Source organism: Nitrosospira sp. Nl5 (assembly GCF_900102495.1).
In the GTDB taxonomy this organism is placed as follows: domain Bacteria; phylum Pseudomonadota; class Gammaproteobacteria; order Burkholderiales; family Nitrosomonadaceae; genus Nitrosospira.
The window spans coordinates 159,574-174,732 of record NZ_FMVQ01000002.1 but is presented as its reverse complement, the minus strand read 5'-3'; the positions used below and the strand labels follow the sequence as shown (position 1 = coordinate 174,732).

The following is a 15,159-nucleotide window of genomic DNA, read 5'->3' as shown; positions in this document are numbered from 1 at the left end:
CACCGCACCGATCCTGCCTCCATCCGCAGCTGTATCCACAATCCTGAATCCGGCAGTTGAGCACCATGACAAGCAGGAGCCTTGCGCCTTCCAGCGTGCATCGTTTTGCTAAATTCACCACAACTAAATTCACCACAATCGGGGAGCTGGAACAAGGGTCTTCCCTACTCCGCTCATGGGTTTCTTCAAGCCGAAAATTCGTTGGGGGAGTCTAGTAAGACGTCGGTGGATGCATCCCCCGGTATCTCCGGGGTCCCGGGTAACGTCTCCGGGAAGACGTCGGGCACGGTGGATAAGATCATCAGCGTAACCCGCCGGTTGCGTGCGCGGCCTTCCTCGCTATCATTCGATTCCACCGGCCGGTTTTCACCATAGCCCAGCGCCGTAAGCCGGGTAGCCTGCACTCCGTTGTCGATCAGCAATCGCACCACGCTGCTGGCGCGTACCGCCGACAGCTCCCAGTTGGAGGGGAATCTTGCGGTGGTGATCGGGATGTCATCGGTATGGCCTTCCACGTGAATCGCATAGTCTCCGTTCTTCAATATCTCTCCCACCGCCCTGAGCGCCCTGCTGGAGTCCTCCTGCAACGCCGCTTCGCCGGGCGCGAATAGTACGCTGGCATCGATCTCGACCCGTACGCCGCGCTCGCTTTGTGTCACGCGCACCTGCCCTTTTTCCACAAGAGGAGCGAACGCGGTCATGATGTCGCGTGCGATGCGCTGCATCCGTTCCTGCTTGCGAAGCTGCGCCTCCGCAAAATGGCTCGCTTTTTGTGCCGCCAAGTCGAGCGCAGACGGCGGAGATGCCATCGGTAACGGTTGGGGATCAGGAGCCACGATCACCGCATCGCTCACGGGATCGCGGCGGGCCAATTCCTTGCCGGCCGTATTGATGGATGAACGCGCCAACGCCCGATATTTGCCCTCATTTACCTGGGACACCGCGTACATTACGGCGAACACCGCCAGTAGCAGCGTGATGAAGTCCGCGTAGGATACCAGCCAGCGGTCGGAATTTTCATGCTCGTCCAGCCTGGATTTGCGCCGCATTTTGAGCTTGGGGTTTTTACCATACAGGGGTGGTGACAGGACAGGCAGCGGGTATCTAAGACGCATATATCCGCCGCTTATTCTTTGTCACCGCTTCTTCTGTCGCTCATACGTCACTCCGGTCCGGATTTCTCCTGTCAGGATTACCTGCTCTTACACTATGGGGATCACGACGTTCCGTACGGGAACGTGTTGCGCCTTGCCGCCTTTCGCCAGGCTCCATATCTTGCCTTTCGCCAGGTTCCATATCTTTCACCGACGCTTCCTTGCCGTCCGGATCCGGGCTAGCTGTATCCGAGACGCTGCCTCTTGTCGCTACGCGGTCATTGCCTTTCATTATTATGCCCCTGTGTTTTTCGGTAAGGATGAATGGAGCAAAGCGCAGCGCAACGGCTTAGCCCAGCCTTTGGGATGAATATCGCCCGACCTCATGTAACGCTCGCCGGTTACTTGTCATACCATATACCCTTTCAACCGTCCGGCGATGAGCCTCGGGTTTTCACCATTGGCGATTCCTACCAGTCCATCCACCAGCATTTCACGCATCAACACCTGGCGGGCAATCAGGGTCTTCAGTTTGTTGGCGATCGGCAGAAAGGCAAGGTTGGCCAGTCCGACACCGTAAATGGTGGCAACGAAGGCGACCGCGATGCCGGCCCCCAGGTGAGCGGGATCCGATAAATTTTCCATCACCTGGATAAGCCCGATCACCGCCCCCAGGATGCCGATGGTCGGGGCGTATCCCCCAGCCGCTTCCCATACCTTGGCGCCTTGGTGATGCAAGTCCTCGAAAGTCTCGATCTCCACTTCCAGTACCCGTTTCAATACCAGCGGCTCGGTGCCGTCCACTACCAGTTGCAGCCCTTTCTTCACGAACGGGTCATCGATGCCGTCAATATGCGGATCAAGCGCCAGCAAGCCCTCTTTGCGCGCAGCGGCGCTCCAGGTTGCGATATGCTCCACCAGCGCGGTGGCGTCGAGCAGCGGCGGAACGAACACCCAGCGGCCCATTTTCATGCCGAGCAGGAACTGGCGCACAGGGCTTTGCAACAGCACCGCGCCGAGTGTACCCCCGAGCACGATAGCGAAGGCGGTAAGCTGGAGAAGCGAGCCGAAGTGGCCGCCTTCCAGCGCCTGGCCGCCGAATACGGCGATTAGAGCGATCAGGATGCCGATTATGCTATTGAAGTCCATGCGCGTTCCTTAAGTTTGGCGCGTAACCGCGCAACCACCTGGTTATGTATCTGACATACTCTCGACTCTGATACGCCGAGAACCGCACCGATCTCCTTGAAATTCATCTCCTGCTCGTAGTACAGGCCCATCAGCGTTTTTTCCCGCTCCGGCAGGTCCGCGATCGCGTCGACCAGTACTTGCCGCAGATTATTGTCCAGCAGGCTTGCCAGTGGATCGCTACCGGTATCGGCGCAATTGCGCTCCAGAAAATCATCATCGCCACCCTCCACGAAGTCTTCATAATGGATAAGCTGGGTTCCGCGCGCATCCAGCAGCATCTGGTGGTAGTCGGCAAGTGGCACCTTGAGTTCTTGGGCTATCTCGGCTTCGTTAGGCGAACGCCCAAGACGCTGCTGCAACGCATGCACCGCCGCCTCGATTTGACGCATACTCTTGCGCGCCCCCCGCGGCAGCCAATCCGTCTGCCGCAGTTCATCCAGCATTGCGCCGCGGATGCGCTGCGCGGCATAGGTCTCAAACTGGGCTCCCGGAGTCTCCTCGTAGCGGCTCAATGCATCCATGAGGCCGATCATGCCAACCTGGACCAGGTCTTCCACCTCCACGCTCGCCGGTAGTTTAGCCATCATGTAATTGGCAATGCGTTTAACCAGCGGAACGAATTCGTCGAGTGGACGCTGTTTGGCGACGATACCTGCCGCGTTATACATGGTTCACCTGCTGCTCTCGCCGTCCATGCGATCCTGCGGACGCCGGGTTGGTATCGCTGCCTTGCCCGGCTTGGATCAGGCATTGCATGAAACCCTTCAACCCCCCACCTTCGCTGTTATTTTCACCCTCACGGTACGGCCAGCGAGTGAGTGATTCCGCTAACTGACGGAATGCGGATACGGACGCGGCCGCGGGGAACGATTCGATTACCGGACGCCCTAGATGAACTGACTGCCTGAGTTTGTCATCCGGCGGAACGAAACCCATAAAGTCGAGCGATACCGTCAGATAGCGATTTGCCGCGCTTGCCATATTGTCAAAAATTATCCGCGCTTCGGTTTCTGTCCGGGCCTTGTTGACCAGTATGCGGAATTGTCTCTTGCCGTGTTCGCCGCTGATATGCTTGATCAATGCATAGGCCGCAGTAATCGAAGCCGATTCCGGTGAGACCGCTACCACGACTTCATGGCTGGAACAATTGAGCGGCAGCAGTCGGCTGGCCCGGCCCGCCGCCGCGTCGACCAGTACTACGTCCGCCGGCGGGGCAAAACGTGCGAAACAATCGATCAGATGCGCCTGGTCACGTGAACCAAGCTTTCCGAGCATGCGCATGCCGCGTCCTGCCGGCAGAAGACGGAAGCCTGGGGGGGCAAGGATGATTACTTCATCGAGCGTTTTATCGCGCCGCATCACATCCAGCAGGTCACGGTGTGCGCGGAGGCCCAGCGTACCGCCAAGATTATTGGCACCCGTATTTTCGTCGATCACCAGCACGTCCTTGCCGTCACGCACCAGGGCCGTGGCCAGGTTGATCACCGCGGTGGTCATCCCTACACCCGCACTGCCGGAAGCAACGGTGACGATACGCGGAAAATCCCGTACCAGCAGGCGGCGCAGCCCCTCGGCCTGATCCTGGACCGGGTTAGCCAAGGCGAGCCCCATTCATATTCAGTCTGGCCGCACCACTTTTAATGCCTGCCATGAGCAGCGGGAGTGCCTCCTCCGGCACGGTGAAGGGAGACGCGGCGGGAAGATTGTTGAATGCGCTGTCAACCAGGTAAGCGGGATCCGCCAGATGCAGATCTTCCGGAACGCGCTGCCCAGTGGCGACATAATAGAGCGTTAACTGATGGCGGATTGCGATATCCAGCGCGCAACCCGGCGTAACCGCTTCGTCCAGCTTGGTGATGATGGCTCCGGCCAGGCCGCCGCCCCGGTAGGCCTGAACCACCTCGTTCAGCGTGTCCCCACTGGATGCGGCATTGAGCAGCAGCAAACGCTTGACCTCGGTTCCGCAGCCGGCCAGCATCGCCGCCTGCTCGGCTACCATTTTGTCACGCTGGCCCATGCCGACAGTATCGATCAATACCATATGCTTGCCCCGCAATTCCGCCAGCGCCAGAACCAGATCCTGCGTGTCCTTTACCGCATACACCGTGACGCCCAGGATTTTGCCATAAATGCGTAGTTGTTCATGGCCGCCGATCCGGTAGCCGTCCGTCGTCAGCAGCGCCAATTTGTCCGACCCGTGACGTACGACGCAACGCGCCGCGAGTTTGGCGGTAGTGGTAGTCTTACCCACGCCGGTCGGTCCCACCAAGGCGTAAACCCCACCTTTTTCAAGCATTTCGTTCTCGCTGCCGATCGTCGGGAGATTGTCCGCCAGGACGGTCTTTACCCAATTCATCGCATCTTCCCCATGCCCATCTTCCTGCCGTCCCTCCTGCCACCCTTCCGGTCGCCCTTGCTGTGACGGGGGCAGTTTGTCCAATAGTTCGTGGGCCAGGGAAGTGCTGAAACCTGCCGCCAATAGCTGGCGCAGCACCTGTCCGCGAGCCGGGTCGCGCCGTTGCCGTTCGTTCCAGGTCAGCGCGGCCAATTGTTGTTCCAGGTTGCCCCGCATTGACTTGATCTCGCTAAGCACGCTTGCGGCGACTTCGTCGGCCACCTGGCGAGCAGCGGATTTCTGTTTATCGACGCCGATCCCGGCCTTCGACACCGTCCGGCTGACTGCTTTGCGCGCGCCGGTTGCAGTCTGCCGCTTTTTGACCCCTGTCTTGCCGTAGACAGTTTCCGCCGTTACCGCGTCCTTCGCCGACTCCGCCAGCGTGTTTGCCACCTGATCCGCTATTCGCCTGATTATGGAATGCTCCGTTTTGCGGGCATTCATTGCGGGCTGTCTTTTTTTACCCCCACTGGCGGAATCCTGCTCCTGCTGCCCCCAATGTCCCATATCGATCTTCGTTTGACGGGATTCAATGGCAAGATCGGCAAGTGCCCGCCGTTTTACCAATTGCCCATGCTTCCCGTCGAAAACGGGCAACTTGAGCCGGGGCAGATCTTTGAAGCCTGCCCCGGCCTCCACTTCAGACCCAGGGAAATTTTTTCCAGTGGGAGAATCAACGGCTTTGACCTGGTCCCCAGGCTCGGTTCCATGCCCCTCACGGAGCGGGTGTGCAGTGGCTACGGCTACGGCTTCGTCCTTCACGGCCGCCGGCACCAGTGCATTCATATCGTCGGAACGCAGGGCCAGTATCTCAACGCCCCCATCAACGGCACGATTGGACAGAATCACCCCATCCGGTCCGAGCGCCTCGCGCACCAGATGCAATGCGTCACGTGTTGTTTTAGCCAGAAATCGCTTAATGCTCATGCTCTTGCTCCTAGGATAGAGGTAACTTTAATGTTGCTGGAATCGGGTACTTCAGCATGCGATAGTATTTTGAGCTGTGGCAGAGCCCGGCGCAGGAAGCGTGCGAGCAATATTCGCAGCGGCGCCGGCACCAGCAGTACCGGAACGAGGCCCACTTGCTCCTGGCGCTGGCTTGCCCCCGTCGCTTCACGCAGCAGGGTATCAGCCAGTCCCGGCTCAATGCCGGGGCTGTTCGGACTGGCTAGCAAGGCTTGCGTCAGCAATCGTTCAAGTCCGGCATCGAGCGCCATGACCTGTAACTCGTCAGCCTGGGGCCAGATCTGCTGAACGATCGCACGGCCCAGGGCGATGCGAACCAGAGCAGTCAGCTCATGCGAGTCCTGCACACGGCCGCCGTGCTCGGCCATGGCATCGGCAATCGTTCGCATGTCGCGAATGTGCACGCTCTCTTCGAGCAGGTTCTGCAAAACTTTCTGCACGGTCGAAAGTGGCAGGAGCTTGGGAGTCAGGTCTTCCACCAGCTTGGGCGAATCCTTCGCTAGACGGTCGAGCAGATGCTGCACTTCCATGCGACCGAGTAATTCCGACGCATGGGTGTGCATGACGTGATTCAAATGCGTCGCCACCACCGTGCCGGGATCGACTACGGTATAACCCAGTATCTGTGCCTGCTCGCGATGGCTGGCCTCGATCCAGATTGCGGGCAGTCCGAAGGCGGGATCGCTGGTGGCAAGACCGGGCAAACTGCCTGAAACACCGCCCGGATTAATCGCCAGGTACTGAGTGACGTTGACCTCGCCGACGCCGACCGCGACGCCTTTGAGCGTAATGCGATAGCCATTAGGTCGCAATTCCAGGTTGTCGCGAATATGCACCGAGGGCGGCAGGTATCCGAGCTCCTGGGCAAACTTCTTGCGCACGCCCTTGATACGCCGCAGCAATTCACCGTCCTGCGCCTTATCCACCAGTGCGATCAGCCGGTATCCCACTTCAAGCCCGAGGATATCCACCGGCGTGACGTCGTCCCAGCTGGCGTCCAGCACTTCAGTCTGAGCGGAAGATGCGGCAATCACTGGGGTGGCTGCCTGCTTCTTGCGCCGCGCCATCAAATATGCACCGCCCCCCAGTACAGCGGCCAGCAGCAGAAAGGCAACGTGCGGCATGCCCGGAATGAGGCCCATGAGACCGACAATCGCGGCGGTCAGAATCAGCACCTGGGGCCTGGAAAAGAGCTGACTCGCAAGTTGGCCGCTGATATCCTCGTCGGTGCCGACTCGGCTCACCACCAAGCCCGCGGCGGTGGAAATGATGAGTGCCGGAATTTGGGCGACCAGGCCATCGCCGATGGCGAGCAGCGTGTAATTGCTTGCCGCGGTGGAAATATCCAGGTCATGCTGTAATACGCCGACAATGAGGCCGCCGATTACATTGATGAACAGGATCAGGATCCCGGCGATCGCATCGCCCCGCACGAATTTGCTGGCGCCATCCATCGAGCCATAGAACTCCGCTTCCTGGGCGATCGTGGCGCGCCGCTTGCCAGCTTCCTCCTCGCCGAGGAGGCCGGCGTTCAAGTCGGCGTCTATGGCCATTTGCTTGCCCGGCATCGCATCCAGGGTAAAGCGCGCCGCGACTTCCGCGATGCGCCCGGCACCCTTGGTGATGACGATGAAATTGATCACGACGAGAATAATAAACACGATGATGCCAACCGCGTAGTTGCCGCCCACCAGGTAATGTCCGAATGCCTCGATCACCTTGCCGGCGGCATCCGGCCCGGTATGGCCCTCCATCAGCACAATGCGGGTCGAGGCAACATTGAGCGACAACCGCAATAACGTCGTAAGCAGCAGCACCGTGGGAAATACCGCGAACTCCAATGGCTTGTGGGTATGAATGCTCACCAGTAACACCATGATGGACAAGGCAATATTGAATGTGAACATGACATCGAGCACGAAGGCCGGCAACGGCAGCACCATCATGCCCAGAATCATGAGTATCAATAACGGCCCCATGAGGCTGCGCGCATTCACGCCGTTGAATAGATAGTTGAGCCTGGTGATTGCGTTCATTGGTTATTCGGTCCTTTCTCCGCCAGGCATCGCATGTTCCGGATCCAGTTCGGCTGGCACCGCTGAGGCGTCAGGCATGTGAGGAGCTTTGCCGCCGTATTCGCGATGGCGGCGCAACTGATAGACGTAGGCCAGCACTTCGGCCACTGCGTTGTATAAAGTTTGGGGAACCTCATCGCCCAACTCGGCATGGTGATACAAGGCACGGGCGAGCGGCGGCGCTTCCAGCAGAGGCACCTTGTGTTGCTCGCCCACTTCCCGAATTTTCAGTGCCAGGAGGTGCGACCCCTTGGCGACGACGCGCGGCGCGCGCATCTTGCCCTCTTCGTATTTGAGCGCAACCGAGTAATGCGTCGGATTGGTAACAATCACGTCGGCCTTGGGGACTTCGGCCATCATGCGCTTTCTCGACATCTCGCGCTGCTGGGCGCGAATGCGCGCCTTGATGTATGGATCGCCATCGGTTTCCTTGTTTTCCTTGCGCACTTCTTCTTTTGTCATCCTCAACTTGCGATGGTGATCCCAGATCTGGAATGGCACATCCACCGCTGCGATCAATATCATGGTCCCCGCGATAGCGAGAAAGCTCATGACGACCAGGTCGCCCATATGACCGGCGCCCAGGGCGAGTGGAGCCGCGATGAGTGACAGTACCGCTTCCTTGTGGTGCCAGATGGTCCAGGCGCCCACCCCCCCGATCAGCGTGGCCTTGAGAAGAGCCTTGGTCAGTTCAACGAGACTGTTCCACGAAAACATGCGGCCCACCCCGCTTACCGGGTTGAGCCGTTTGAAGTCGGGTGCGAGAGACTTCCAGGTAAAGAGCCAGCCGGAAATCAGCATCGGCGCGGCCAATGCCACCAGGAACATCAGGATCAGGAAAGGAGCGAAGGCAAACAGGGTATGCAGGGATTGACCGAACAGCCGCTCGAAAAGCAACCCCGAATCGAAGGCGACGTCGCGCGGCACCCGCATTCCATCTCTCATCAAGGATGTAAGCTGAGCGGTGAGGTGATCCCCCATCAGCCACAGACTGCCGCCGGCCGCGATCAGGACCGCGAACGTGGATAGCTCCGCGGAACGGGGGACTTGCCCGTCGTCGCGGGATTTCTCAAGTTTTCTCGGCGACGCAGGTTCCGTTTTTTCCAGATCACTTTCTTCGCTCACCGCTGACCCCTGCAAATGCGTTCATAACCGGCCCATCTGCTGCATGGGAGCGATTATCGAACGGTTCAGGAACCGGCTATCGAATGAAAAGAGCGGAATTCGTCCCGCAATTCTGCTTTAAGAATAAAATTATTGTTGGATGGCTGCTTTAACTTGAAGCCGCTCCGTTGGAGCTGGCGGTGGACAGTCGGCTGTAGCGAACGCACCAAAAGGTGAAACAGCGGCACAAGAAAGCCGGATTCGAGTTTAACCGGCTTCGGGAGGCAGCAAGGTTTGCGTATTAACGGTGGCGTCGCTTCTGACTTCCCGCGTTGTACCGCCTTCCTTGCTCAACGCATCCGCCGCCTTGTTGCTCATCACGATAATGCTGATACGCCGGTTAACGGGATTGGTCGGGTCGTTCTTGTCGAACAGTACTGCCGAGCTCAAGCCTACTACACGCATGATTTTCTGCTCGTTCATGCCGCCCATGATCAACTGGCGTCGCGAAGCGTTGGCCCGGTCAGCCGACAGTTCCCAGTTGCTGTAACTCTTCTCACCGTTTGCATAGACTGTAGCGTCGGTGTGGCCCGAGAGGCTCACCCTGTTTGGCATTTCATTCAGCACCCCGCCTAGCTTTTGCAGAATATCCTTGGTATAGGGTTGCAATTCAGCCCTGGCGAGCGCGAACATGGGTCGGTTCCTGTCATCGACGATCTGAATACGTAGGCCTTCAGAGGTAATATCCAGCAGCAGCTGCTCCTTGAAGTCACGCATGGTCGTGTGAGACTCGATCAAGCGCTCCAGCCGTTTTTTCAAATTTTCGAGCTTGAGTGTATCGAGCGCCTCCAGCTCGGCTTGCGCAGCCTTGAGGCTACGATTTCTTTTACCGGTTTCGAAATCGGCCTTTCTCACCTGCCCTTCGCGCCGCGTCAAGTCCTTGCCGCCCCCCTGGATCAGGCTGGTTTTATCCTCATTACCAAAGCTTCTGGTCGGAGAGATCTGAAGCGGGGTCCGGAAGTATTCGGAGACGCCCTCCAATTCCTCCCTGGTGGAAGAGCTCAGCAGCCACATGAGCAGGAAGAATGCCATCATTGCGGTAATAAAGTCAGCGTAGGCGATCTTCCATTGGCCGCCGTGGTCGGCACCACCTTTTTTAATTTTCTTGACAACGATGCGGCGCAGATCATTAGCCATGAATGGGCTCCGCTTCGATCACTTGTTCCTGGCCTGCCTGACACGGTCTTCCAGTTCAATGAAACTGGGCCGTTCGGTCGAGTACAACACCTTGCGGCCGAACTCGACCGCCAGCGCCGGCGCGTAGCCGTTAATACTGGCAAGCAGGGTAATCCTGATGCACTGCAGCATTTTGGTGGACTCTTCCAGCTTCTGCTCCAGCACGGCGGCAAGCGGACTGACGAAACCGTAGCCAAGCAGGATACCGAGGAAGGTACCCACCAACGCCTGGGCAACCAGAATTCCCAATTCAGACGGCGGCAGGCCTACCGACGCCATGGTATGAATCACGCCCATTACCGCCGCGATAATGCCGAAGGCCGGCATGCTGTCACCCAGTTTGCTCATGCAATGCACCGGCATTTCCCCCTCCTGGTGATGAGTCTCGATCTCGTTGTCCATCAAATTCTCGAGCTCGAATGCATTAAGATTGCCACCCACCATCAGACGCAGGTAATCTGTCATGAACTCGATCACCTGATGGTCGGCGAGAATATTGGGATAGTGCGCAAATATGGGACTTTCAAAAGGTCTATCCACGTCAGCCTCGATCGACATCATTCCGTCCTTGCGCACCTTCGCGAGGAGATCGTAAAGCAGCGCCATCAAATCCATGCATAGCTCTTTTGTGTACCGGGGCCCCTCCAGAACTTTCGGGAGCGTTTTGAACGTCGCTTTTTGCGCCTTGCGCGTATTCCCCAGAACGAAAGCGCCCACCGCCGCGCCGCCAATTATCAATAGTTCCAGGGGCTGGTACAGGGCAGCCAAATGGCCACCGGCAAGAGCAAACCCACCAAATACCGACCCGAGGACAATGAGACATCCCACTATGACCAACATCTTTCCGATACTCCCCGACTTAGGTTATTGCGTCGATTACACAGGCTTCGCCTTGATCCGTGGCTCTTGCGCTGTAAATATGATCAAGCGCAGATGCGGCGACGGGATTAAGGGGCAAAAACACGCACCTGTGTAACGGCCGGAATCCGGCAAACTTTAGGTAACAAGCAAGGAAGGACGGCCAGGAAAGAAAAACCGATGGAGGGAAAAATCCCAACCACCGGTAAAGAGGGTAATCGGACTGGCGGACGACTGCCGGAGCTGCTACGCCGCCATGGCCGCGAGCGTGACCGCCCGTGATTTGTTGGTTTTTCCGGCGCGGGAGGGAGTGTGGCATAAGCCGCACACATAGCGGTGATAAAGATCGTTGCTGTGCACTACAAAATGTCCGCTGCACTGCGTGCAGGGCGCCGTTTGCAGCATGCCGCCTTTGAAGAAGCGTACCAAGGTCCAGGCACGGGTCAGGCTCAATATCGGCTCCAGTTCGCTCATCTGGCAGTGCTCCAGATAGAGCTTGTAGCTTTTAACAATTGCGCTGATACCGCGACAGTCGGCATGCGCAGTCAAATAACGATAAATATCGATAAACACCGAGGAGTGGATATTGGGTTGCCAGGTCAGGAACCAGTCGGTGGAAAACGGCAGCATTCCCTTGGGAGGGGAAACGCCTTTCAATTCCTTGTATAGCTTGATGAGCCGCTCGCGGCTAAGGCTGATTTCGCTCTCCAGCAACTGCAGGCGAGCACCCAGGCCGATCATTTCGATTGCGGCCTGAATCTCTTTAGCTTCCGACACCACGCTTTTTTTACCCATTATGATGCTCCCTCTTTATCCCGCGATCCGGAAAAACTCCTGGCTCCCGGAAACTTTTACCAGCCTTCAGAAAATTTTTTCGACTCTTTGGAAGTCTTCCTGATCTTCAGCAGATTTCTTCGACCGGTTGGCCGGCCATGAGGATAGCGGCATGAGATTGCGCCATCATCTTTTCTTTACCGTAATTGGCGAGCATGCCGAACACCAGGTTATCGTCGAAGCGTATGCGGCACAACATCATATTGGAATTTGACATCTTAAGAATCTGGCCCGGTGTCAGGACCGCCAGTATCTCAGCAATATCCTTGCTGATTCCCAACCGGAAAATCGCCATATCCTTATCGGCATGCACCATCTGCCTGGCCAGCATCAGGTAAGTCAGGTTGAGCTCCTTGATTTCGGTCGTCAATTCATTAGCGTTCATTTTTCACCCCCCATTTGTGTGAGGAGTTCATTGTGCGCATTCGAGCAGCGCGAAAAAACCGGAATCCTTCCGATTTACGCGTAGGAAACGGTCATACCTCCGTGTAGGAAAACTTCCTACACGGAGCGCTCAAGAACTGTAAGAGACGATCTCCCCTGGTAAATCGAATGTCGCCCTGCTATTACAGCCATATTATGAAAGCATGTTTCAATCAACGACGGCATCGCGGGGAACTTTAGGGCGGAACATAAATATTTTTTATTATGCGCGGATACTGGATTTGTCATCCTGACAGGCGAAGTCTGCGCCGAGTTAGTATGGGACTGATGTGTGGCAGAAAAAAACACAGGCCAAGAAAATACTTCTAGAAGTAGAATTAAGAGTGCACCATAACATGTTGTTTTATTGGTGCCCGGAGCCGGAATCGAACCGGCACGGGCGGTTAAGCCCGAGGGATTTTAAGTCCCTTGTGTCTACCAATTTCACCATCCGGGCACTTTAATCGAAATTCATCCCTATTTATCAGCATGTTATGTCAACATTCGGTTGGATAATTGTAACCAATAAGACGACTGCTGTACACGATTAATATTCCTACGCTCCAAGGGCCCCCTGGAGTATCAATTACTTTTGACCTACTTTCCTCCTCCCTCCTCTTCTACATCGCAGCAGATTGTAAACAATCTGTTTATTATATTAAACAAATTGTTTAATATAGCGACATGGTATGTGAATGGATTGAACAAGATGGAAAACAGCTACGCGCGCCTGCTGAAAGCGGCGAAGGAATTGAAGGGGGCAAAGAACGAATCAGCCGTTGCTTTGTTGCTGGATATTTCGGGACAAACGCTACACAACTGGAAAAGCAGAGGTGTGCCGCGCAGAAATCTGGTTGAAATCGAAGCCAGGATCGGCGCTAGCCCCATGTGGATCGCTACCGGCGATGGGGACATGAGCGCCAGAATGCGATCTGGGCAGTCCCATGATTCTCTTATTGTTGATGTGATGAACGCGATGCGGTTCATGTCAGCGGAAGACACGCATCTTATAGCGGAGCTATGTAAAAGACTGAGTAAAAAAAGACCCCGCCTCAGTACTCCCAAGGACACACGTAAAATCCGGCAACGCACTCCAGCTAGTGTTTCTGCCCACCGCGCTCCCGCTGCTTCCCTGTCCTCCTGGTCAGATCGAAGGACAGTCGAGCAGCGAAAGATCGATAACCCGCGATGGTACGGAATAAAAGACCGGCGCAAACATGAAAGGCGTGCAAGCAGCCGCTAACAGCATGCCGAGCTTCAGGATTGGAGCAACAAATCAGGGGTAACTCAGGATTTTGAAGGCCGGTAGCTATTCTATTGGCAAAAAAAGCCGTGAGATATGGACCGGCCGCTAATTAAACGGCTCGGACGACAAAACCAGGAGGAAGCCAGACAATGGAAGTTATTGAACAACCAGCAACGATCCCTTCGCTTGAGGAATTTCAACGCTCTCATCACATCCTCGAGGCGCTCATCGCACTGCTGCCCCCCAATACTCGGAAAGAGCTTGTTAAGCTCCTTCAGACTCTATCTGAGGGGAATGTATCTCAAGAATTATCTGAGTCCATGCGGCGAAGAGCTCTAGAGATAATATCCGGGATTTGCAAGCCAAATTCGGCGCAGGAGCAGATTCCGGCGGAGACGGCGCCGCGAGAGCATCAAAAAAGATTGGGTGAAAGACGACAGCGCGATAGGCGGGGGCAGCCGGTCAATTCCGGTAAACCCTGGACAACACAGCAGGAGCAGGTTTTAAGAAAGCTCGCCGAACAAAATACGCCAATAAGACGGATCGCACTAAGGCTGGGCAGGACTTCCACAGCAGTGCAAACCAAAGCCAGGGAAATTAACCTGCCATTAAATCCACTCAAGATGTCTTCCAGCTAGCATATAGCGGCAAGCGGTAAAAATGTTGAATAAGGAATTCCACGGAACAGTCCGGGTGCGGGTGGTCCTTCCAGCATTCTTCTTTGCACCCCGACAAGATGAGGCGCGCTGTTAAAATACACCGCCGTAATTTTTAGGAACGGGTATTATGCGGATGAATAAGGGTTTGCGTCATCCTTTAATAAAGCAACGAATAATTTTGTTGCCAGCTTGCTCGTCTGTTCATTTTTGGCCGGCTAAAAACAGTCTTAACCCCTTAAAGCGAACACGAAAAAAACAGGGGCACTCAGCCCCTGTTTCTCCCTGGTCGTCACGCACCCTGGTCAAACGCGACGGCGGCGAGCCATCAGGCTTACCATAGCAAGGCCGGCAAGCAGCATCCCGTAAGTCTCAGGTTCGGGTATGGGTGCCAGGAAACCGCGGATCTCCCCGGCGGGGAACGCAGTGGTGTGAATGTTCGCATAAGCGGTACCCGCATCCAGTCCTGCCACAAGTGCACTGAAAGCGCCACTCACGGTTCCATTTGCCGCGACAAAGGTTGGGTTGTAGCTCGACGCGAGTGTCATGTCGAAAGTGTGGTCATAAGTACCAGAGGTCACACCGGACGGAAAGTCCGTAAACGTGGGAACCGTGGTCGCCACACCGACGGCGCCGGTTCGAGGTTCATCCGTACAACAGTGGATGTGTGAAGCTGTGACATCATACAAGAGGCCGCTAAAACTCTCCTGAACACGCATGGTGGATGCATCAAGATCAATGGTGACCGTTGCCGTACCGAGTCCGGGAGAATTATTCGGATCGTCCTCGCTTGGACCATTGAGCACTGCTGTATATACTGTCTGCTGAGCGGCCGCCGGCATGGCGAGTGCGGCCGCGAATAAACAACCTGCAAATAAGGCGCTGAGTTTCATGATCGTTATCCTTCAAGATGGGTTGGACTGCCAAGCGCTGCAAAACAATCAGCGAACAAACTACCAGGATCGACGGAATACAAAGAGCTAGTTCATTTTACTCATCGAGATCGGTTCTTCAATGGTACTTTCGGACTGATCGTGGGGGGTGGTTGACTGACTCCGCGGAGCGGTGCCGTTCAGTACAC

General features: G+C 56.2%; 15 protein-coding genes and 1 tRNA gene. 2 read left to right on the top strand and 14 right to left on the bottom strand.

Annotated elements, in window-relative coordinates; all coding sequences use genetic code 11:
* Positions 1 to 185 precede the first annotated feature (185 nt).
* The 13 genes from motD to BLP45_RS03110 all read right to left on the bottom strand — a co-directional run bounded on the left by motD (position 186) and on the right by BLP45_RS03110 (position 12,633).
* Entirely contained in the window at positions 186 to 1,115 is a 930-nt protein-coding gene (gene motD / locus BLP45_RS03165; RefSeq protein ID WP_256327653.1) for a flagellar motor protein MotD, read from the bottom strand.
* 40 nt (positions 1,116 to 1,155) lie between these two features.
* Positions 1,156 to 1,386, bottom strand: coding sequence for a hypothetical protein (locus BLP45_RS14300; protein WP_143002378.1), 231 nt, complete (start codon positions 1,384 to 1,386; stop codon positions 1,156 to 1,158).
* Between the two features lie 116 nt (positions 1,387 to 1,502).
* Entirely contained in the window at positions 1,503 to 2,243 is a 741-nt protein-coding gene (locus tag BLP45_RS03160) for a flagellar motor protein (protein WP_090369696.1), read from the bottom strand.
* Positions 2,225 to 2,953, bottom strand: a complete 729-nt coding sequence (locus BLP45_RS03155) for an RNA polymerase sigma factor FliA (protein WP_090370035.1) — start codon at positions 2,951 to 2,953, stop codon at positions 2,225 to 2,227. The genes BLP45_RS03160 and BLP45_RS03155 overlap by 19 nt, the downstream gene beginning before the upstream one ends.
* Entirely contained in the window at positions 2,946 to 3,896 is a 951-nt protein-coding gene (locus tag BLP45_RS03150) for a MinD/ParA family ATP-binding protein (RefSeq protein ID WP_090369694.1), read from the bottom strand. The genes BLP45_RS03155 and BLP45_RS03150 overlap by 8 nt, the downstream gene beginning before the upstream one ends.
* Positions 3,877 to 5,607 (bottom strand): flagellar biosynthesis GTPase FlhF, encoded by a 1,731-nt coding sequence (flhF, locus tag BLP45_RS03145; RefSeq protein ID WP_090369692.1) that lies wholly within the window; start codon positions 5,605 to 5,607, stop codon positions 3,877 to 3,879. The genes BLP45_RS03150 and flhF overlap by 20 nt, the downstream gene beginning before the upstream one ends.
* Entirely contained in the window at positions 5,604 to 7,682 is a 2,079-nt protein-coding gene (gene flhA, locus BLP45_RS03140) for a flagellar biosynthesis protein FlhA (protein ID WP_090369691.1), read from the bottom strand. Before flhA ends, flhF begins: the two co-directional genes overlap by 4 nt.
* A gap of 3 nt (positions 7,683 to 7,685) precedes the next feature.
* Positions 7,686 to 8,846: a flagellar biosynthesis protein FlhB gene (flhB, locus tag BLP45_RS03135; protein ID WP_090370034.1), complete on the bottom strand. Its 1,161-nt coding sequence runs from the start codon at positions 8,844 to 8,846 to the stop codon at positions 7,686 to 7,688.
* Positions 8,847 to 9,092: 246 nt separating this feature from the next.
* Positions 9,093 to 10,022: a flagellar motor protein MotB gene (motB, locus tag BLP45_RS03130; protein ID WP_090369689.1), complete on the bottom strand. Its 930-nt coding sequence runs from the start codon at positions 10,020 to 10,022 to the stop codon at positions 9,093 to 9,095.
* Between the two features lie 18 nt (positions 10,023 to 10,040).
* Positions 10,041 to 10,901 carry a flagellar motor stator protein MotA gene (gene motA / locus BLP45_RS03125; RefSeq protein WP_090369687.1) on the bottom strand — a complete coding sequence of 287 codons (861 nt, stop codon included), beginning with the start codon at positions 10,899 to 10,901 and terminating at the stop codon, positions 10,041 to 10,043.
* Between the two features lie 264 nt (positions 10,902 to 11,165).
* Positions 11,166 to 11,714, bottom strand: a complete 549-nt coding sequence (gene flhC, locus BLP45_RS03120) for a flagellar transcriptional regulator FlhC (protein ID WP_090369685.1) — start codon at positions 11,712 to 11,714, stop codon at positions 11,166 to 11,168.
* Between the two features lie 106 nt (positions 11,715 to 11,820).
* Positions 11,821 to 12,138: a flagellar transcriptional regulator FlhD gene (gene flhD / locus BLP45_RS03115; RefSeq protein WP_090369683.1), complete on the bottom strand. Its 318-nt coding sequence runs from the start codon at positions 12,136 to 12,138 to the stop codon at positions 11,821 to 11,823.
* Positions 12,139 to 12,544: 406 nt separating this feature from the next.
* A tRNA-Leu gene (locus BLP45_RS03110) sits at positions 12,545 to 12,633 on the bottom strand.
* A gap of 252 nt (positions 12,634 to 12,885) precedes the next feature.
* Between BLP45_RS03110 and BLP45_RS03105 the strand changes: the two genes are divergently transcribed.
* Together BLP45_RS03105 and BLP45_RS14860 are read left to right on the top strand one after the other, a co-directional pair.
* A complete protein-coding gene (locus tag BLP45_RS03105; protein WP_090369681.1) occupies positions 12,886 to 13,419 on the top strand; it encodes a helix-turn-helix domain-containing protein in 534 nt (177 codons plus the stop codon).
* Between the two features lie 152 nt (positions 13,420 to 13,571).
* Complete coding sequence (locus tag BLP45_RS14860; protein WP_256327652.1) at positions 13,572 to 14,060, top strand: hypothetical protein; 489 nt, start codon at positions 13,572 to 13,574, stop codon at positions 14,058 to 14,060.
* 323 nt (positions 14,061 to 14,383) lie between these two features.
* Here the strand turns inward: BLP45_RS14860 and BLP45_RS03095 are convergent, their stop codons facing one another.
* Positions 14,384 to 14,971 carry a CHRD domain-containing protein gene (locus tag BLP45_RS03095; protein WP_090369679.1) on the bottom strand — a complete coding sequence of 196 codons (588 nt, stop codon included), beginning with the start codon at positions 14,969 to 14,971 and terminating at the stop codon, positions 14,384 to 14,386.
* Positions 14,972 to 15,159: the final 188 nt, after the last annotated feature.